Origin of the sequence: Flavobacterium sp. (genome assembly GCF_036405015.1) — a bacterium.
GTDB lineage: Bacteria > Bacteroidota > Bacteroidia > Flavobacteriales > Flavobacteriaceae > Flavobacterium.
In genome coordinates, this window is the sequence record NZ_DASWYK010000069.1 from 1 (window position 1) to 20,043 (window position 20,043).

The window sequence follows — 20,043 nt, forward strand, 5'->3', positions numbered from 1 at the left end:
GAATTGCCTCAGTTTTATTCCGCTTTAAGCGAAATGAAATTAGTTGACGGAAATACGTTCTCAGACAATCTTTGGAAATTAGAAAACAAAGGCAAAAGCTATCTTTTCTATCTGAAAAACGATCAAGATATTACAATTGATTTATCAAACGAAAAAGGAACATTTGAAGTATTCGCAATCAATGCTTCAACAGGAAATATAACCAAAAAAGCCAACATCAGCGGAGGAAAACAAGTAACCATTCCACAAGCCGAAATAAAAGAAAAAGTGCTTTTTGTAGTGAAAAAATAGACGATTATTCGCCACGAATTCACGAATTATTTTTTATGCCATAGATTAAAAGGATTTTCACTGATTAAAAAAAATCCAAATAATCCTTTTAATCTGTGGCTAGAATAATTAGAGAAATAAAACACAAGAAAAATTAGAGTTAATTCGTGAATTCGTGGCAAAAAAAATAGAAACATAATTCAAAAATATATCAAAATGAATCTGAAAATAAAATCTTTATACGCTGTTTGTATAAGCTTTATGTTTACAGCACAAAGCGGATTTTCGCAATCTGCTAAAACAAAAGCATCTCTGCCTGAAATCAAAGTTTCTAAAAATCAGCATTATTTTGTTACCGAAAACGAAAAACCTTTTTTCTGGTTGGGCGACACAGGATGGCTAGCATTCGGAAAATTGGATAGAGCAGGAATTGAGAAATATTTTAAAGATAGAAAAGACAAAGGATTCAATGTTGTTCAGGTAATGGTTTTGCACAACATCAATGCGGTTAACGTTTATGGTGCTTCGGCTTTGATCAACGAAGATGTTTCAAAACCATTGATTACAGCGGGAAATGATTTCAAAGATCCAAAACAATACGATTATTGGGATCACGTAGATTATACATTGGACGTAGCTCAGAAAAACGGAATTTACGTTGCAATGGTTCCAGTTTGGGGAACAAACGTTGCAAAAGGCGACAGAGTAAGTAAACAACAAGCAACTGAATACGCTCAGTTTTTAGCCAATAGATATAAAAACAGAACCAACATAATTTGGTTAAACGGTGGAGACACACACGGAAACGAATTCCAAGATATCTGGAATGCCATCGGAAATACTTTAAAAAGCAATAATCCAAACCAGTTAGTGACTTTTCACCCGTTTGGAAGAACCGATTCTTCAGAGAACTTCCACAACGAAAAATGGTTAGATTTCAATATGTTCCAATCAGGACACAGAAGATACGATCAGGATTCTATCAAAACGAATTTCAAAGAAGATAATTACAAATTTGTTTTAAGGGATTTCGAATTAAAACCAACAAAACCAACACTTGACGGAGAACCTTCTTATGAAGGAATTCCACACGGTTTACACGATACTTTACAGCCAAAGTGGACTGCAAGCGATGTTCGTCGTTACGGATATTGGTCAGTTTTATCAGGTGGAGCAGGTTACACTTACGGACATAACGCCGTAATGCAAATGTTCAGAAAAGGCGACAAACCAGCTTATGGAAATAAAGAATTATGGACATCAGCAATCAATGCGCCGGGAGCAAAACAAATGGTTTACATCAAAAAATTAATGGAAGAATTTCCGTTTTTAGAAGGAACTCCAGATATTTCATTAGTGGTTAACCAAGGAGAAAAATACGATTATATTCCAGCAATAAGAGGAGAGAAATATGCTTTGTTTTATACATACAATGGAAGAATTATAGAAGCAAAACTAGGAAAAATTGCCGGTGATAAATTCGAAGCAACTTGGTACAATCCAAGAAACGGAAAGAAAACCAAAATTGGAATTTTTGATAATAAGGGAACTCAAAACTTTCAACCAGAAGGTAAAAAAGAAGATGGCAATGACTGGGTTTTGATTTTACGCTCTAAGTAGTAATTAGTGAAAAGTAAAAAGTAATTAGTAAAATAATTCGTGACTCGAGCGATAGCGAACAGGGGAAGCAATTCGTGGCGGTTTACACGAACGAAAACAACACAACCATGAAAATCAAAAATATACTATTCATACTCTGTTTTATCACCAGTTTAACAACATTCGCACACGACGGTTGGTACAACATCTTAAACGAAGGCGGAAACAACAAAGGCCAAAAATGCACCGATGCCATTCAGAAAACAATCGAAAAAGCATCTAAAAACGGCGGAGGAACCATCTTTTTTCCAGCAGGGGAATACTTGACAGGAGCTTTAACATTAAGAAGCAACATCACTATTCATTTAGATTCTGGAGCGCTTTTGAAGTTCTCGGAAAACTTCGACGATTTTCTGCCTTATGTAGAAATGCGTTACGAAGGAATCGTAATGAAAAGTTTCCAACCTTTATTTTACGCAAAAGATGTTGAAAATATCACCATTAAAGGAAGAGGTGTAATCGACGGACAAGGAAAAGCGTGGTGGAATGAAGTTTACAGAATTGAAACTGCAAAAGAACCTTTACCTCCAACAAAATACCAAACCATGTGGGAAGAGCAAAACAAAGGCCTTTACACAGAACCATATTACAAAAGAACGGTTGACAAGAAATTCTTTAGACCTTCGTTCTTTCAGGCTTACAACTGCAAAAACATTATGATTGAAGGCGTGACTTTCCAAAATTCACCTTTCTGGACAATTAATCCAGAATTCTGCGACAACGTAACGGTTACAGGAATTTCGATTTTCAATCCGCATTCGCCAAATACAGACGGAATCAATCCTTCTTCTTGTACCAATGTTCACATTTCAAACTGCCATATCAGCGTTGGAGATGACTGCATTACCATCAAATCAGGAAGAGACGGTGACGGTCGTAAGTACGGAAAAGCGACAGAAAATGTAACCATCACAAATTGTACGATGTTAAGCGGTCACGGCGGAGTAGTTATAGGAAGTGAAATGTCGGGCGGAATCAAAAAAATCACGATTTCAAACTGTGTTTTTGACGGAACAGACAGAGGAATCCGTATCAAATCGGCTCGCGGAAGAGGCGGAGTTGTAGAAGACATTCGCGTTGATAATATCGTAATGAAAAACATCAAAGAAGAAGCTTTTGTATTAAGCCTTTTTTACGATAAAGGTACTAAAGTAGAGCCTGTAACAGAGAAAACTCCGATTTTCAGAAACATTCACATGAGCAACATTACCGCTTCAAACGTGAACAAAGCAGGACAGATTTTAGGAATCACCGAAATGCCAATTCAAAACATCACTTTTTCAAATATTAATATCGACGGAAAAGAAGGTTTTACAGTAAACACAGCAACAGATGTTGAATTCCATGATGTAAAAGTAAACGCAACTGTGGGGTCTTCTTTCAAAATTTCAGATTCAAAAAATGTCATTTTAGACAACGTTGGTTCTTCAACACCAATAAAAAATGTTCCAGTGATCAAATTAGATAATGTTTCTAATACGTTGATCAACAATAATTTTCCATTTAATTCAACCGATATTTTTATCGAAGCAGATGGAAAAGAAACGAAAAACATTTTCTTGAAAAACAATGTTTTCAACAATGTAATAACGAAAATTAAAAAAGGCGCTTCTTTAGATAAAAAAGCGATTACAGAATAATTCCACGTTCCTGCAAGGTTTTCAAAACCTTGTAGGTATTTTAATAATTATATTTAGAAGCAGAAACAAAAGGTATTTTTGGAAACATCGTCCCGCTCTTCGTTCCAATCTTTTGTGCCGAACCCCGGCACAAAAGGATTTCCACTGCGATCGGGGCTAAAGAGAAAGATTTTGCTTTTTTGTAGTTATTAGGCTTTTAGATTAAACATAACAAACCTACAAGGTTTTGAAAACCTTGCAGGAGAACAGAAAAAGACATGAAAAAAATATTCATCATACTAACCTTTTCACTTTTTGCGGTATCTTACGGGCAGAAAAAGAAAGAACTTTATCTTTTTACGTCGTTTAGAGAACCCGCAACAGAAGGTTTATATCTGGCATACAGCGAAGACGGTTACAACTGGAAAGGTTTAGAAGGCTCATTCTTAAAACCAGAAATCGGAGCCAGTAAAATCATGCGTGATCCGTCTATAACCAGAGGAGCAGACGGAACATACCACATGGTTTGGACAACCGATTGGAAAGGCGGAAATGGTTTCGGTTACGCAAGTTCAAAAGACTTGATGCATTGGTCAGAACAACAATATATTCCAGTAATGAAAAACGAGCCTGAAGTAATAAACGTTTGGGCACCTGAGATTTTTTATGATGATGTGAAAAAGGAATACATTATTATTTGGGCATCAACAATTCCGTTTAGATTTCCAAAAGGTGTAGAAGAAGAGAAAAACAACCACAGAATGTATTACGTAACGACCAAGGATTTCAAAACTTTTTCGGATACAAAATTATATTACGACCCTGGTTTCAGTGTAATTGACTGTGTGATTGTCAAAAAAGGAAAGAAAGATTATGTTTTGGTTTTGAAAGACAACACAAGACCAATGCGAAACATAAAAGTAGCTTTCGGAAAATCGCCTTTAGGTCCGTTTGAGAAAAGCTCAGAGCCTTTAACCGAATATTTATCAGAAGGTCCAACGGTTGTAAAAGTCGGTAAAAACTGGTTGTTGTATTATGATAATTACGGTTCAAAAAATTATAAAGCTTTAAGCACCACAGATTTTGTTCATTTTGAAGATGTTTCATCTAAAATTAGTCTTCCAGAAGGTCATAAACACGGAACGATTACAACAATTTCAAGCGAAGTTTTAAAAGGATTAATTGATAAAAAATAAAAGATAAAGCCACAGATTACACAGATTATAATGATTTTTACTATTGAAATTTAATTAGAAAATAAATCTGCGTAATCTGCAAAATCTGCGAGAGTAATTTTTTCCCGCATATTTTGCAGATCAAGCAGAAAAAAATCTTTTTAATCTGTGAAATCTGTGGCAAAAAAATAAAATACCAATGATTACTTTCCAAAACATAAAAACCAACATCATCACTACAGCCACATTTCTTTTGGTTGGTACAGCTGTAAATGCTCAAAACGACACTGTTCGTTATGTTGGTAAAACACTTTCAAACATCGATTACCATCACGGAATGTTAAGTCCTGCAGTTGGAGTTCACACGACACAAATCATGCGTGCAAGTCGCGAACATCCAGAAAAAGCAGATGGTTTTGGATGGACGTACAATCACCAGCCGATGATGGCGTATTGGAATAATACTTTTTATCTGCATTATTTAAGCGACCCTTCTGGAGAACACATTCCACCGAGTCAGACTTTAATTATGAGTTCTAAAGACGGTGTAACTTGGACAAAACCAGAAGTTATTTTCCCTATTTACCGAATTCCTGACGGCTGGAAAAAAGAGGGCGTAGAAGGTGTTGCCAAAAATCTGGATGCGATTATGCATCAAAGAATGGGATTCTATACTTCAAAAGACAAACGACTTTTTGCTTTGGCGTATTACGGAATCGCAATGGATGAAAAAGACGATCCAAATGATGGAAAAGGAATTGGTCGTGTCATTCGTGAAATCAAAAAAGACGGAAGTTTTGGCGAAATCTATTTCATCAGATACAATAAAACTTGGGATAAATCGAAATCTAAATTTCCATTTTATACCGCTTCAAAAGACAAAGGATTAAAAAAAGCCTGCGAAGAAATTTTATCGAATCCGTTGATGTTACAGCAATGGGTTGAAGAAGCCGATCGCGATGACGAATTAATTCCGTTACAGAAACCATACAAAGCTTTTAGCTATTATCATTTAGCAAACGGAAATGTGGTTGGTTTATGGAAACATGCATTAACTTCAATCAGTAGAGATGGAGGAAAATCTTGGGATTATATGCCTTTGCGCGCGCCAGGTTTTGTAAACAGCAATGCTAAAATCTGGGGACAAAAAACATCAGATAACCGTTATGCTACGCTTTATAATCCATCAGAATATCGTTGGCCTTTAGCAATTTCGACAAGTGATGACGGATTGAATTATAAAGATTTATTATTGGTTCATGGAGAAGTGAGTCCGATGCGTTATGGCGGAAATTACAAATCTGCAGGACCTCAATATGTACGCGGTATCACAGAAGGCGACGGAACTCCGCCAGACGGAAAAATCTGGGTAGGTTACAGCGTAAATAAGGAAGATATATGGGTGGCGTCGATTCCAGTTCCGGTAACTTCGGTAGTAACAGAACAAGCAAATGATGTTTTCAATAATCTTCCAAACGGAGAAGAATTGAAAATGTGGAATACTTACGATCTTTCTTGGGCATCCACAAAAATCGAAAAGAAGGCCGATGGTAAAAAATGGCTGACTTTAAGAGATCAGGATTATTTTGATTATTCTCGTGCGGAAAGAGTAATTCCTTTCACATCAAAAATGGAAGCTGTTTTCACTGTAATGCCAGAACAGAATAATCATGGTTTATTGCAGATTGAATTCCAAAATAAACAAGGCTTGCCATCAGTACGACTAATTTTTGATTCTGACGGAGAATTAAAAGTGAAAAACGGCGCTCGTTTGAGTTCCGTTGCGAAATACGAAGCAAACAAAGCGTATAAAATCACAGTTAAATTAGATGCTAAGAACCGTCAATACACTATAAAAGTAAACGACGGAAAAGAATCAACAAAGATATTTTATGCGCCAACAGATGGTTTTGAAAGAATTATGTTCCGCACAGGAGAGCAAAGACATAATCCAAATCCAGATACAGCGCCAGACACAGAAGATTACGATGACCTGCCTCAAACCGGAAAGCAAATCCCAGAAGCGGTATTCAATATTGAATCTTTGGTAACTAAAAAATTATAAAAAGAAATAGCCACGAATTCACGAATTTATTTTTTTCTGTCACAGATTAAAATGATTTCACAGATTAATCGAATTAATATTTCGGTATAAATTCGAAAAATCAAACACAAAGAAAAATTAGAGTTAATTCGTGAATTCGTGGCGAAAAAAAATATAAAAGTGAAGTTTTTCAAAAGCATAATAGTAACCGCATTCCTTTTAGTAACCTTAGTTTCTAAAGGACAAATTCTGCCTGTACGCTTAACAACTGAAATGGCTGAAAATCCATTAGCAGTTGTAGAGAATCAACCAAAATTAAGCTGGCAATTAATTTCAAAAGAATCCAACGCGTCGCAAGTCGCTTATTTGATTTTAGTAGCTTCTTCGGAAGAAAAATTAAATAATGATGATGGAGACATCTGGAATACAGGAAGAGTTAATACCGATAAAAACTTGCACATTGTTTACAACGGAAAACCTTTAAAAAACGAAACCAAATATTTCTGGAAAGTTAAAGTTTGGAATCAAGCTGGAAAAGTTTCAAAATGGAGTAGAAATGCTTCTTTTAGAACGGCGCCTTTAGAATCAGATTTAAATCCAACTTGGATTGGGGCGATTACAAAAGCAGACAGTCATTTACCTGAAGGAAGAACGTATCACACAGCGACTTATAACAGAGAAAAGAAGAATTCGTTTATCAATGCTTCAGATTCATTGTCAAGAAGAAGTATCATGCTTCGTAAACCTTTCGAAGTAGAAAAAGCAGTCAAAGAAGCTGTTGTTTACATTTCAGGTTTAGGACATTATGAATTAACCATCAACGGGAAAAAAGTTGGAAATAGCCAGTTTGCTCCACTTTGGACAGATTATGATAAAACGGTTAATTACAATGTTTACGAATTAAGCGCAAAAGATTTTCAAAAAGGCGATAACGTAGTTGGCGTTCTGTTAGGAAACGGAATGTACAATACGCTGGCTGAAAGATATACCAAATTCTTTGTAAGTTTTGGTCCGCCGACTTTGTTTTTCAAAATGAAAATCAAATATAATGATGGTTCAGAAGAAATTGTAAAGTCAGATAAGACTTGGAAATACAGCAAAAGTCCGATTACGTACAACAGTATTTTTGGTGGAGAAGACTACAATGCGAACTTAGAACAAAAAGGCTGGGGAAATAAAGGTTTCAAAGATAGAGATTGGAAAAAAGTTGTGGTTCAGGAAGCTCCAAAAGGTGTTTTAAGACCTCAGACCGCACCGCCAGTTACAATTCAAAAAGAATATGAAGTTAAAACGGTAAAAGAGCTGAAACCTAATTTCTATGTCTTTGATATGGGACAAAATCTTTCTGGATTTCCAACCATCAAAGTAAAAGGAAAAAGAGGACAATCAATTCGTGTTTGGGTTGCTGAAGGATTAAATGAAGAAGGCACAATCGCGCAGGGAAGGTCTGGAAAACCATATTACTACGACTACACTTTAAAAGGTGACGGAATAGAAGAATGGACGCCAAGATTTAGTTTCTATGGTTATCAATACGTTCAAATTGAAAACATTAATTACAAAGACGCTAAAAATGCGGAGTTTCCAACTTTAGTAGATTTAAAATCAAATTTCATTTACAATTCGGCTGGAGAAGCGGGAAGTTTTGCATGTTCAAATGAGATTTTTAATAAAACACACGAACTGATTAACAACTCAATAAAGAGTAATTTCCAAAGCGTTTTCACCGATTGTCCGCAACGTGAAAAATTAGGTTGGTTAGAAGAAATTCAGTTGAATGGACCAGGATTGATGTTCAATTATAATCTGCAGAATTTCCTTCCAGCAACAATGCAGAACATTTCTGATTCACAAAGAGATAATGGTTTGATTCCTAGTATTGTGCCAGAATACATAATTTTTGGTGGCGATTTTACAGATTCTCCAGAATGGGGCGTTACAGGAGTTATTCTGCCTTGGATGTATTACGAGTATTACGGAGACGCTTCATTATTAGAGAAATATTTTCCAATAATGAAAAAGTATGTCGATTATCTAGAAACAAAAGCCACCAATCACATCGTTTCTCACGGATTAGGGGATTGGTACGATTACGGAACCCATGCAGCTGGATATTCAAAAAACAGTCCGATTGCGCTTTCTGCGACTTCACATTATTATTACGGAGCTTATTTGACAGCTAAAGCCGCTAAATTATTAGGCAAAACGGAAGATTTTGAAAAATACGAAACATTAGCTTCTGAAATTAAAACTACTTTCAACGCGGCATTTTTCAATCCAGAAACCAAACAATACGGAACTAATAGTCAGTTTAGTAATTCGGTTCCAGTTTTTATGGATATTGTAGAGCCTCAGTACAAAGAAGCGGTTATGCAGAATTTACTGGCTGATATCAAAGAAAAAGGAGATCGTTTGACAACAGGAGATGTTGGAAATCGCTATTTATTCCAGACTTTGGCTAGAAATGGCGAAAACGAAACGATGTACAGAATGCACAATCATTACGATGCGCCGGGTTATGGTTTTCAGATTAAATTTGGCTTGACCACTTTAACGGAACAATGGGATCCAACAAAAGGAAATTCATGGAATCACTTTATGTTGGGACAAATAGAAGAATGGTTTTACCAAAGTTTAGCCGGAATTGTGTCTGATCCTGAAAAACCGGGTTTCAAACATTTCTTTATTCAGCCGGAAGTGGTTGGCGATATGACTTTCGCGAAAGCGGATTATCAATCGGTTTATGGAAAAATCGCTTCTTCTTGGGAGAAAAAAGACGGTAAGTTTATTTTGAATGTTAGAATTCCCGTGAATACAACTGCGACAATAAAATTGCCCGTTTCTAAAAATTCAGAAATAAGAATTGATGATAAGAAGGTTAGAGCAGATTTTAATCAAAAAGATAAAAAACCGACTTTAGAATTAGGATCTGGAAGTTATACAATAGAATGCAAAATATAATGGAACGCGGATGACACTGATTCGCTTTCGCGAAAACGCTGATTAACACGGATTTTTTCTTTTTTTTAATAACAAAAAAATCCGTTTTTTATCGGCGTATTTACGAAGTAAATCCATTTCATTAGCGTACTAACACACAACAATATTAAAATGAAGAATATTAAATACATCATCTTAGTTTCGATTTTTGCTTTGACATTTGCGAATGCACAAAGCACTTCTGATACCAATTTTAGAAAACCGGTATCAGAAACTTTAAAGAAAATCGAAACGCTTTTTAAAGTAACAATCAACGATGACAGAGGTTTATTAAAAGGAAAAGAACTGGATTATGCCGATTGGAGAATTGAACCGGGAAATCTGCCGCTTTCGTTGACTAATATTTTGGCTCCATTCGAATTGATGTATTTCAAACAGCCGGATGGAACGTACATCATTCGTAAATATGAAAACCATAAAGTTTCAGTCGATAAAGGAAAAGAACGTTTATTTTATTTAGAAAGCCTTTATTCGACTAAAGAACAATGGGAAAAACGCAAAATGGAGTTAAAAGCTTGTATGATTGAATCATTTGGTTTGGATAAGGCGCCCCCTACACCTAAGTCTAAACCACTTTTAACTCCAAAGAGAATCTACAAAGACTACAGTGTTGAAAATATAGCTTTGGAAATATTACCAGGGGTTTACGCGACGGGTTCGATTTATAAACCGTATCCACTAAATAAAAAAGCTGCTGTTATTCTAACTCCCGACGGACATTTTGGCGACGGAAGATATAGAAAAGACGAGCAGTACAGATGTGCGATGATGGCCAAAATGGGAGCAATTGTTGTAGGTTATGACTTATTTGCTTGGGGAGAATCGCTATTGCAGTTTCCTGAAGAAACGCACAGAAACAGCATTGCATCGACAGTTCAGGTTTTGACAGGAATTCGTTTTTTGGATTATTTGGCAACCGTAAAAAATGCTGATATGACAAGAGTTGGAGTGACAGGAGGTTCTGGCGGAGGTTCGCACACGATGTTTTTAGCAGCGATTGATGATCGTGTAAAAGTTTCAGCTCCTGTTGTAATGGTTTCATCTCACTTTTCAGGCGGATGTCCATGCGAAAGCGGGCGCGGAGTTCATTTATGCGGAAACGGAACAAACAATGCCGAAATCTCTGCCATGATGGCTCCAAAACCGCAATTGATTGTTTCAGATGGAAAAGATTGGACATTGGCAGTTCCAGAATTAGAGTTTCCGTTCATTCAAAGAACGTATGAATTATACGGCAAGAAAGATTTAGTAGAAAACGCTCATTTTGCAAAAGAAGGACACGATTTCGGAATCTCGAAACGTATGGCTTTATATCCGTTTATGGCGAAATATCTAAATTTAGATTTGAATAAAGTGAAGAACGACAAAGGCGAAATTGATGAATCGACTTGTGTAATTGAACCAAAAGAAAAGCTTTTTGTTTTTGGAGATAAAGGAGAAAAACTGCCGAAAAATGCTCTAAAAGACATCAACAAATTATATGAAATGTTCGGAGAAAAAAATCTGAAGGTTTATGAAGTGAAAAAATAGCCACGAATTACACGAATTGGCACGAATTATTTTTTGCCACAGATTAAAAGGATTAAAAAGGATTAAAAAGGATTTTTTTTATCTGCCTGATCTGCTAAATCTGCGAGAGTAAAAATTTTTCCCGCAGATTCAGCAGATTTTAATCAGTGGAAATCCTTTAATCTGTGGCTAAGAATAAAAAAAGAAATTAGCGCGAATTAGTGTAATTCGTGGCAAAAGAAAAATATATCTATGAAGTTTAAAATTAAAATCACTGCAATCTGTCTTGGGATTTTTTCGCTGACTGCAACAGCACAAAATGATCTGAAATTATGGTACGATAAACCAGCAGCCATCTGGAATGAAGCTTTACCGTTAGGTAACGGACGTTTGGGGGCCATGGTTTTTGGAGACCCAGCAGTAGAGCGTTTACAATTGAACGAAGAAACCATTTGGGCAGGTTCTCCAAACAGCAATGCACATACAAAATCAATTGAGGCTTTGCCAAAAGTAAGACAGCTTATTTTTGACGGAAAATTCGATGAAGCGCAAGATTTGGCTACGAAAGATATCATGTCGCAGACCAATGACGGAATGCCCTATCAAACATTCGGAAGCGTTTATATTTCATTCAATGGACATCAAAAATATACGGATTATTACAGAGATTTAGACATCAGCAATGCGACGGCTAAAGTAAAATACAAAGTAAATGGCGTTGAATTTACAAGAGAAATTCTAACTGCATTTTCAGATCAGGTCATTGTGGTGAAACTTTCTGCAAGCAAACCAGGTCAGATTACATGTAACGTTTTCATGAACAGCCCGATTGATAAAACAGTGGCTTCTACAGAAGGAAATCAAATTATACTTTCGGGAGTTGGAACTAACTTTGAAGGCGTAAAAGGAAAAGTAAAATTTCAAGGAAGACTTACGGCTAAAAACAAAGGCGGAGAAATCGATGCGAGTAACGGTGTTTTAAGCATCAGCAAAGCTGATGAAGTTGTTTTATACATTTCGATTGCAACTAATTTTAAAAACTACCAAGATATATCTGGAGATGAAATTGCAAAAAGCAAATCATTTTTAGATCAGGCTTTGCCAAAAAGTTTCGACGAAATCAAAAAAGCACATGTTGATTATTATCAAAAATTCTTCAACAGAGTTTCTTTAGATTTAGGTTCAAATGAATTGATTAAGAAACCAACAAACGAAAGAATTAGAGATTTTTCGAAACAATTCGATCCGCAGTTGGCAGCTTTATATTTCCAGTTTGGACGTTATCTTTTAATTTCAAGCTCACAGCCAGGCGGACAGCCAGCGAATTTGCAAGGAATTTGGAATGATATGGTAACACCGCCTTGGGATAGTAAATACACAACAAACATCAATGCCGAAATGAATTACTGGCCAGCGCAAGTAACCAATCTTCAGGAAATGCACGAACCATTTGTTCAAATGGCAAAAGAATTAAGTGTAACAGGTGCAGAAACAGCTAGAATGATGTACAATGCCAGCGGATGGGTTTTACATCATAACACCGATATTTGGCGCGTAACAGCTCCAGTAGATTCAGCTGCTTCTGGAATGTGGCCAACTGGTGGCGCTTGGGTTTGTCAGGATTTATGGGAAAGATATTTATATACAGGAGATAAAAAGTATTTAGCAGAGATTTATCCGATAATGAAAGGTGCTGCCGATTTCTTTTTGGATTTCATGATTGTAGATCCAAACACTGGATATTTGGTTGTAGTTCCTTCAAGTTCTCCTGAAAATACACACGCTGGCGGAACAGGAAAAGCGACAATTGCGTCAGGAACAACAATGGATAATCAGTTGGTTTTTGACTTGTTTACGCACGTTATGGAAGCTTCTGCATTGGTTTCACCTGATGCGGCTTATGTAAAAAAAGTTAGCGATGCTTTGGCAAAAATGCCTCCAATGAAAATTGGAAAACACAATCAGTTACAAGAATGGCAAGACGATTGGGATAATCCGAAAGACAATCACAGACACGTTTCGCATTTGTACGGATTATATCCAAGTAATCAGATTTCACCAATAAAAACTCCAGAATTATTTGAAGCTGCTAAACAATCTTTGATTTACAGAACAGACGAATCTACAGGTTGGTCAATGGGTTGGAAGGTGAATTTATGGGCGAGATTATTAGATGGAAATCACGCATATAAATTGATTCAGGATCAATTACATTTAGTTACGGCTGACCAAAGAAAAGGTGGAGGAACATATCCGAATATGTTAGATGCGCATCAGCCTTTTCAAATTGATGGAAATTTTGGTTGCACGGCTGGTTTTGCCGAAATGTTGATGCAAAGTCAGGAAGATGTGATTCAGTTATTGCCTGCTTTGCCAACGGTTTGGAAAGACGGAAGTGTAAAAGGTTTAGTAACAAGAGGTGGTTTCGTAATTGATATGACTTGGAAAAATAATAAAGTTTCGACTTTAAAAATCTATTCGAAAATTGGAGGAAACTGCCGTTTAAAAGTAGAAAATACGTTAAGCGGTTCTTCAATCAAAAAAGCAAAAGGTAAAAATACAAATCCGTTGTTTTATGATGTTGAAGTGAAGAAACCAATTATTTCAAGCGAAGCTAAACTAGAAAAAGTAAAACTGCCAAATTACAATATTTACGATGTGAATATGAAAGCAGGACAGACTTATACTTTTACAGGAAATTAAAAATATTTTAAAACCATATAAGAAGTGATATAAGAAAATATAAAGTAATGCTTAATTGAGCTTATATTACTTATATGGTTTAACTTTAAAAGATTGAATTTTAAATGTTGACAAATTTCAAACATAAAATAATAGCCCTTTCCATCGTAATTACGTGTTTAAACAGCAGTTGCAAATCGGGTGCGGGACATTCTCAGGGAAAATCGGCTATTTTAAAAGAAAAAGATTTCAAACATTATGTTGATTATTTCAACAAGATGGAAGATGAAAACTTAAAATTTGCCATTCCGAATGACAGTGCTTGGGCTTGGATGGAAAAGAATATTCCGTTGTTTGAATGTCCACAACAAAATTTTGAGGAGATTTATTATTATCGTTGGTGGACGGCTCGAAAACACATCAAGAAAACACCTCTTGGTTTTGGAATTACAGAGTTTTTGGTAGATCGTTCGTACGCAGATAAATACAATTTGATTGCTTGTGCTGTGGGGCATCATATCAATGAGTTTAGATGGGTTCATGATCCGAAGTATATTGAGCAGGATGTGAAAATCTGGTACAGAGGCAATGAGGGAAAACCGATGAACAAATTGTATAAATTCAGCAGTTGGACAGCCGATGCTTTGTACAATCGTTATTTGGTGAATAAAGATGAAAAAATCTTATTGGATTTGTATCCAGACATGATTACAGATTATGCTGTTTGGGAGAAAGACCGTCAGCGTAAGGATGGTTTGTTTTGGCAACATGATGTAAAAGATGGAATGGAAGAATCCTTAAGTGGCGGACGTAAAGTGCAAAATGCAAGACCAACGATTAACAGTTATATGTTTGGAAATGCTATTGCGATTTCTAAAATGGCTGCCATGAAAGGCGATAAAGAAGTGGAAACAAAATTCAAAGCTAAAGCAGATGCCTTACAACAATTAGTGGAAACGAAATTGTGGAATAAGAAAAGTGAGTTTTTTGAGACTTTCACAGAAAAAGATACATTGGCACAAGTTCGCGAGGCCATCGGATTTATTCCGTGGTATTTTAATCTTCCTGAAAAAGGAAAAGGATTTGAAAAAGCCTGGGAACAAGTGAAAGATGAAAAAGGATTTTCGGCTCCTTTTGGTTTAACAACAGCTGAAAGAAGAAGTCCGCGTTTTAGAACTCACGGAACGGGAACTTGTGAGTGGGATGGTGCCATTTGGCCTTTTGCCACTTCGCAAACTTTGACAGCTATGGCGAATGTTTTAAACGGTTACAGTCAGAATTTTGTTGGAAAACCAGATTATTTCAAACAAATGGAATTGTATGTTCAATCTCAGTATTACAGAGGAAAACCTTATATTGGCGAATATTTAGACGAAACGACTGGATATTGGTTAATGGGCGACAAAGAAAGAAGCCGTTATTACAATCACTCGACTTTTAATGATTTAATGATTACAGGATTAGTTGGTTTACGCCCGAGAGCTGATGAAAAAATTGAAGTAAATCCGTTGATTCCACAAGAAAAATGGGATTGGTTTTGTTTAGATAATGTTTTATATCACGGCAATATTATCACCATTTTTTGGGACAAAACGGGAGAAAAATATAAAAAAGGAAAAGGTTTTAGAATTTTCAAAAACGGAAAAGAAATTGCGTTTTCTGAGAAATTGGAACGAATAATTTCTAAGTAGATATTCGCCACAGATTTCACAGATTAAACGGATTTTACGCTGAGTTTCTCTCTCATTTTTGTCATTTCGACGAAGGAGAAATCTCCGCGAGAAACTCCATAAAGATTGGCGATATTCTGTATAGAGCTTCTTACGGAGATTTCTCCTTCGTCGAAATGACAATACTTTGGCTTAAAAAAGAAAAAATATATACTTAAAAGGTTTTAAAAACCTGTTAGGATAAAAATAATACTATGAAAAAGTTTTTTTTACATCTTACCTTAATCATTTCACTCTTCGCAACTTCGGCGAAAGCCCAAAACAAAATCATTGTAAGTGATTTAAAATGTGAAATGCTGACCAATCCCGAAGGAATTGACGTTTTACAACCAAGATTAAGCTGGAAAATAAAAGCTGATGTAAATGATGTAAAACAAACTGCCTATCAAATTATAGCTTCTTCAAGTTTAGAAAAACTAAATGCCGGAAATGGTGATTTATGGGATAGCGGAAAAGTACAAAGTGATGCTTCTGTAAATGTAATTTATAACGGAAAAAAATTAAAAGACCGTCAAGATGTTTTTTGGAAAGTAATTGTTTTTGCGAATAAAGAAGAAATCCAATCGAAAGAAAATGCACATTTCAGCATTGGGATTTTGACTTATGCAGATTGGAAATCAACACGATGGATTGGTTATGAAAAAACTTCTCCAGGTGATAGTATTTCGCAGTATTCAAGATTGTCGGCGCGTTATCTTCGAAAAGAAATCAGTCTTAAAAAGAAAGTCAAAAATGCCAAGGTGTATATCATGGGAATGGGCTTGTATGAGTTGTACATTAACGGAAATAAAATTGGAGATCAAGTTTTGGCTCCTGTTCCGACCGATTATACGAAGAATGTAAAATACAATGTTTTTGATGTGACTTCGCAGTTGCAAGAAGGCAAAAACATGTTGGGAACGATTTTAGGAAATGGACGTTTTTTTACGATGCGTCAGGATTATAAACCGTATAAAATCAAAACTTTTGGTTACCCGAAAATGGCTTTGCAGTTATTTGTGGAATATACTGATGGAAGTAAAGACGTTATCAGAACCGATGACACGTGGAAAATCACAACCGACGGACCAATTTTATCAAACAACGAATACGACGGAGAAGAATATGACGCCCGCAAAGAAATGAAAGGTTGGAACAGTGTAAATTTCGATGATAAAAAATGGCTTTCTGCCGAATATGTTCAGGAACCGGGCGGATTTTACGAAGGACAGATGTCGGCGAATATGAAAGTGAAGCGTGAAGTAAAACCGATTTCGATAAAACAAACGCCAAAAGGAACTTATATCTTAGATATGGGACAAAATATGGTGGGTTGGTTGCAATTGAAAGTCAAAGGAAATAAAGGCGATAAAATCACCATGAAATTTGCTGAATCGCTTCAGACAGATGGTTCGTTATACATTGCTAATTTACGTGATGCGAAAACTACGGATATTTATACTTTAAAAGGCGAAGGAGAGGAAGTTTGGGAACCTCGTTTTGTTTTTCATGGATTTAGATTTGTCGAAATTTCAGGATTTACCACAAAAGCAACTTTAGAAAATTTTGTTGGAAAAGTCGTTTATGATGACATTCAGACAACTGGAACTTTTGATTCATCAAACCCAATCATGAACCAGATTTTTAAGAATGCTTGGTGGGGAATTAGTGGGAATTATAAAGGAATGCCAATCGATTGTCCGCAAAGAAATGAGCGTCAGCCTTGGTTGGGAGATAGAACAACAGGCGCTTATGGCGAAAGTTTTTTATTCGACAATAATACTTTATACGCAAAATGGTTAGACGATATTAAAAATTCGCAAACTATTGATGGCGGACTTCCTGATGTTGCACCAGCTTTTTGGCGTTATTATGGCGATAATGTCACTTGGCCAGGAACTTATATTACGGTTGCCGATATGTTGTATCAACAATTTGGAGATGCAAAAGTGGTCGAAAAACAATATCCATACATGAAAAAATGGATGGATTATATGGAAGAAACTTATCTGGTTAACGATTTAATGACCAAAGATAAATACGGAGATTGGTGCGTTCCGCCAGAATCTCTAGAATTAATTCGTTCGAAAGATCCTGCTCGTTTAACGGATGGAGAATTGATTTCAAGCGCGTTTTATTACCAGCTTTTAAACATCATGAAGAAGTTTGCTGTGATTTCAAATGCAGAAAAGGACATCCAGCATTATGAAGAATTGGCTTCTAGAATAAAAAAAGCATTCAATGCCAAGTATTTAAATAAAGATAAAAATAGTTACGCGAATAATACGGTAACCGCCAATTTATTGCCTTTAACTTTCGGAATGGTTCCAGACGGACTTCAAACCAAAATATTCGAAAATTTGGCGCACGAAGTTGAAGTAACGAAAAACGGTCATGTAAGTACAGGTGTTATCGGAACACAGTTTTTAATGCGAACGTTAACCAATTTCGGTCGTGGTGATTTGGCTTTCAAATTAGCATCAAACAAAACCTATCCAAGTTGGGGTTACATGGTTGAAAACGGTGCAACCACGATTTGGGAACTTTGGAACGGAAATACCGCAGATCCAGCAATGAACTCGCAAAACCACGTTATGCTTTTGGGCGATTTATTGATTTGGTATTACGAAAATATGGCGGGAATCAAAAGCAATCCTGAAACTCCGGGCTTCAAACAAATTATCATGAAACCAGATTTCAATGCTGGATTGACTTATGTAAATGCTTCTTACGAATCGGTTTATGGCTTAATTAAAAGTGATTGGAAAAAGGATAAAAAAGCTTTAGTTTGGAATATTACAATTCCTGCGAATACTTCTGCTGTTGTGTATCTTCCAGCGAATGGTATTTCGGCTGTTTCAATCAATAAACAGAAGCTGGATAAGACTTCTTATGCATATTCTAAAGACAAAAATCAGATTATCGTTACACTTTCGTCAGGAAATTATGCGATAAACGTTAAATAAGCTGCATTTTTAGTATTTCGGGACAGTACAGGATGCATTGTTAATTTTTTAGTGTTATTTTTACACTTAATAAATATTTTTACCTAAAAAAATGTTAGGTATATATTTATAGTCGAAAAAAATAATTCATAATACAATTAAGAATGAAGATAACAAAATTAGCATTTGTCTTGTTTGGACTTTTCCTTTTAGGAAGTTGTAAGTCGGCTTTAGAAAAAAAGACTTGGAAAGAAGGAATTCTCGTAGATCAATTTGTTTACGATAAAGCGCCTTATCCATCTTGCCACGCGATTACAATTGTCGAAGCTACAAATGGTGATTTAGTTGCTTCTTGGTTTGGAGGAACTCACGAAAGAAATCCTGACGTTTGTATTTACGTTGCCATCAAACCAAAAGGGAGCGATACTTGGAATGAAGGCGTAAAAGTTGCTGACGGTGTTATGAAAGAAGGGCCAAGATTACCAACTTGGAATCCAGTTTTATATCAAATTCCGGGTGGCGATTTAATGCTTTTCTACAAAATCGGACCAAAGCCATCTGAATGGTGGGGCGTAATCAGAACTTCATCTGATGGCGGAAAAACATGGTCTGAAGCTAAAAAAATGCCTGATGGTTTCTTAGGACCAATCAAAAATAAACCTGTTTTATTAAGCAACGGAACTTTATTATGTCCCTCAAGTATCGAAGGTGACGGCTGGAGACTTCGTATGGAATCTACTCCAGATTTCGGAAAAACTTGGGTAATGGGCGATACTCTTCCAAGAGGAAAACAAAAAATCAATGCGATTCAGCCGAGTATTTTATTCCACAAAGATGGAAGCATTCAAGCAATCGGAAGAACCAGAAATAGAGCAATTTTCAGCACTTTCTCAAAAGACAACGGAAAAACTTGGTCGGATGTTGAGTTAATTGGACTTCCAAATAATAACTCAGGAACGGATGCGGTAACTTTAAAAGATGGAAGACATTTGTTAGTTTACAATCACGTTCTTCCTCCAGGAAAAGAAGCAAAAGGACCAAGAACGCCTTTGAATGTTTCGGTTTCTAAAGACGGAATTCACTGGAATGCAGCTTTGGTTTTAGAAGATTCAAAAATCAGCCAATATTCTTATCCTTCGATGATTCAAGGTTCAGACGGAATGGTGCATATCGTGTACACTTGGAGAAGAGAAAAACTGAAATATGTAAAAGTTGATCCAAGTAAATTAGTAGCGCTTCCTATCAAAAATGGTGTTTGGCCAGGTGAAGAAGGAAAAGTGGTGACAGCTGTAAAAGCGGAAGAAGAGTAAAAATATAAGCCACAGATTAAAAGGATTAAAAATGATTTTTATTCTCATTAATCTCCAAAATCTGCTTAATCTGCGAGAGTAAAATTTTTTCCCGCAGATTCAGCAGATTCAGCAGATTTTT

11 protein-coding genes are annotated in these 20,043 nt (G+C 36.1%); all 11 read left to right on the forward strand.

The window, feature by feature from the left end; translation table 11 throughout:
* Positions 1–291, forward strand: a 291-nt coding sequence (locus tag VGE71_RS05815; protein ID WP_331137466.1) for a hypothetical protein, incomplete at its 5' end; no start/stop codon positions are given.
* 195 nt (positions 292–486) lie between these two features.
* Complete coding sequence (locus VGE71_RS05820) at positions 487–1,890, forward strand: glycoside hydrolase family 140 protein (RefSeq protein ID WP_331137467.1); 1,404 nt, start codon at positions 487–489, stop codon at positions 1,888–1,890.
* Between the two features lie 107 nt (positions 1,891–1,997).
* A complete protein-coding gene (locus VGE71_RS05825; RefSeq protein ID WP_331137468.1) occupies positions 1,998–3,569 on the forward strand; it encodes a glycoside hydrolase family 28 protein in 1,572 nt (523 codons plus the stop codon).
* Positions 3,570–3,826: 257 nt separating this feature from the next.
* The gene (locus VGE71_RS05830) at positions 3,827–4,744 is read left to right on the forward strand and encodes a glycoside hydrolase family 43 protein (RefSeq protein ID WP_331137469.1); all 918 of its coding nucleotides are present in this window, start codon (positions 3,827–3,829) and stop codon (positions 4,742–4,744) included.
* A gap of 178 nt (positions 4,745–4,922) precedes the next feature.
* Positions 4,923–6,788: a six-hairpin glycosidase gene (locus VGE71_RS05835; RefSeq protein WP_331137470.1), complete on the forward strand. Its 1,866-nt coding sequence runs from the start codon at positions 4,923–4,925 to the stop codon at positions 6,786–6,788.
* Between the two features lie 159 nt (positions 6,789–6,947).
* On the forward strand, positions 6,948–9,728 hold the full coding sequence (locus VGE71_RS05840; RefSeq protein WP_331137471.1) for a glycoside hydrolase family 78 protein: 2,781 nt from the start codon (positions 6,948–6,950) through the stop codon (positions 9,726–9,728).
* A gap of 150 nt (positions 9,729–9,878) precedes the next feature.
* The gene (locus VGE71_RS05845; protein WP_331137472.1) at positions 9,879–11,297 is read left to right on the forward strand and encodes an acetylxylan esterase; all 1,419 of its coding nucleotides are present in this window, start codon (positions 9,879–9,881) and stop codon (positions 11,295–11,297) included.
* Positions 11,298–11,528: 231 nt separating this feature from the next.
* Positions 11,529–13,979, forward strand: a complete 2,451-nt coding sequence (locus VGE71_RS05850; RefSeq protein WP_331137473.1) for a glycoside hydrolase family 95 protein — start codon at positions 11,529–11,531, stop codon at positions 13,977–13,979.
* 104 nt (positions 13,980–14,083) lie between these two features.
* Complete coding sequence (locus tag VGE71_RS05855; RefSeq protein ID WP_331137474.1) at positions 14,084–15,649, forward strand: MGH1-like glycoside hydrolase domain-containing protein; 1,566 nt, start codon at positions 14,084–14,086, stop codon at positions 15,647–15,649.
* A 233-nt stretch (positions 15,650–15,882) separates the two neighbouring features.
* Positions 15,883–18,633, forward strand: a complete 2,751-nt coding sequence (locus VGE71_RS05860; protein WP_331137475.1) for a glycoside hydrolase family 78 protein — start codon at positions 15,883–15,885, stop codon at positions 18,631–18,633.
* Positions 18,634–18,776: 143 nt separating this feature from the next.
* Entirely contained in the window at positions 18,777–19,922 is a 1,146-nt protein-coding gene (locus VGE71_RS05865) for a sialidase family protein (protein ID WP_331137476.1), read from the forward strand.
* Positions 19,923–20,043: the final 121 nt, after the last annotated feature.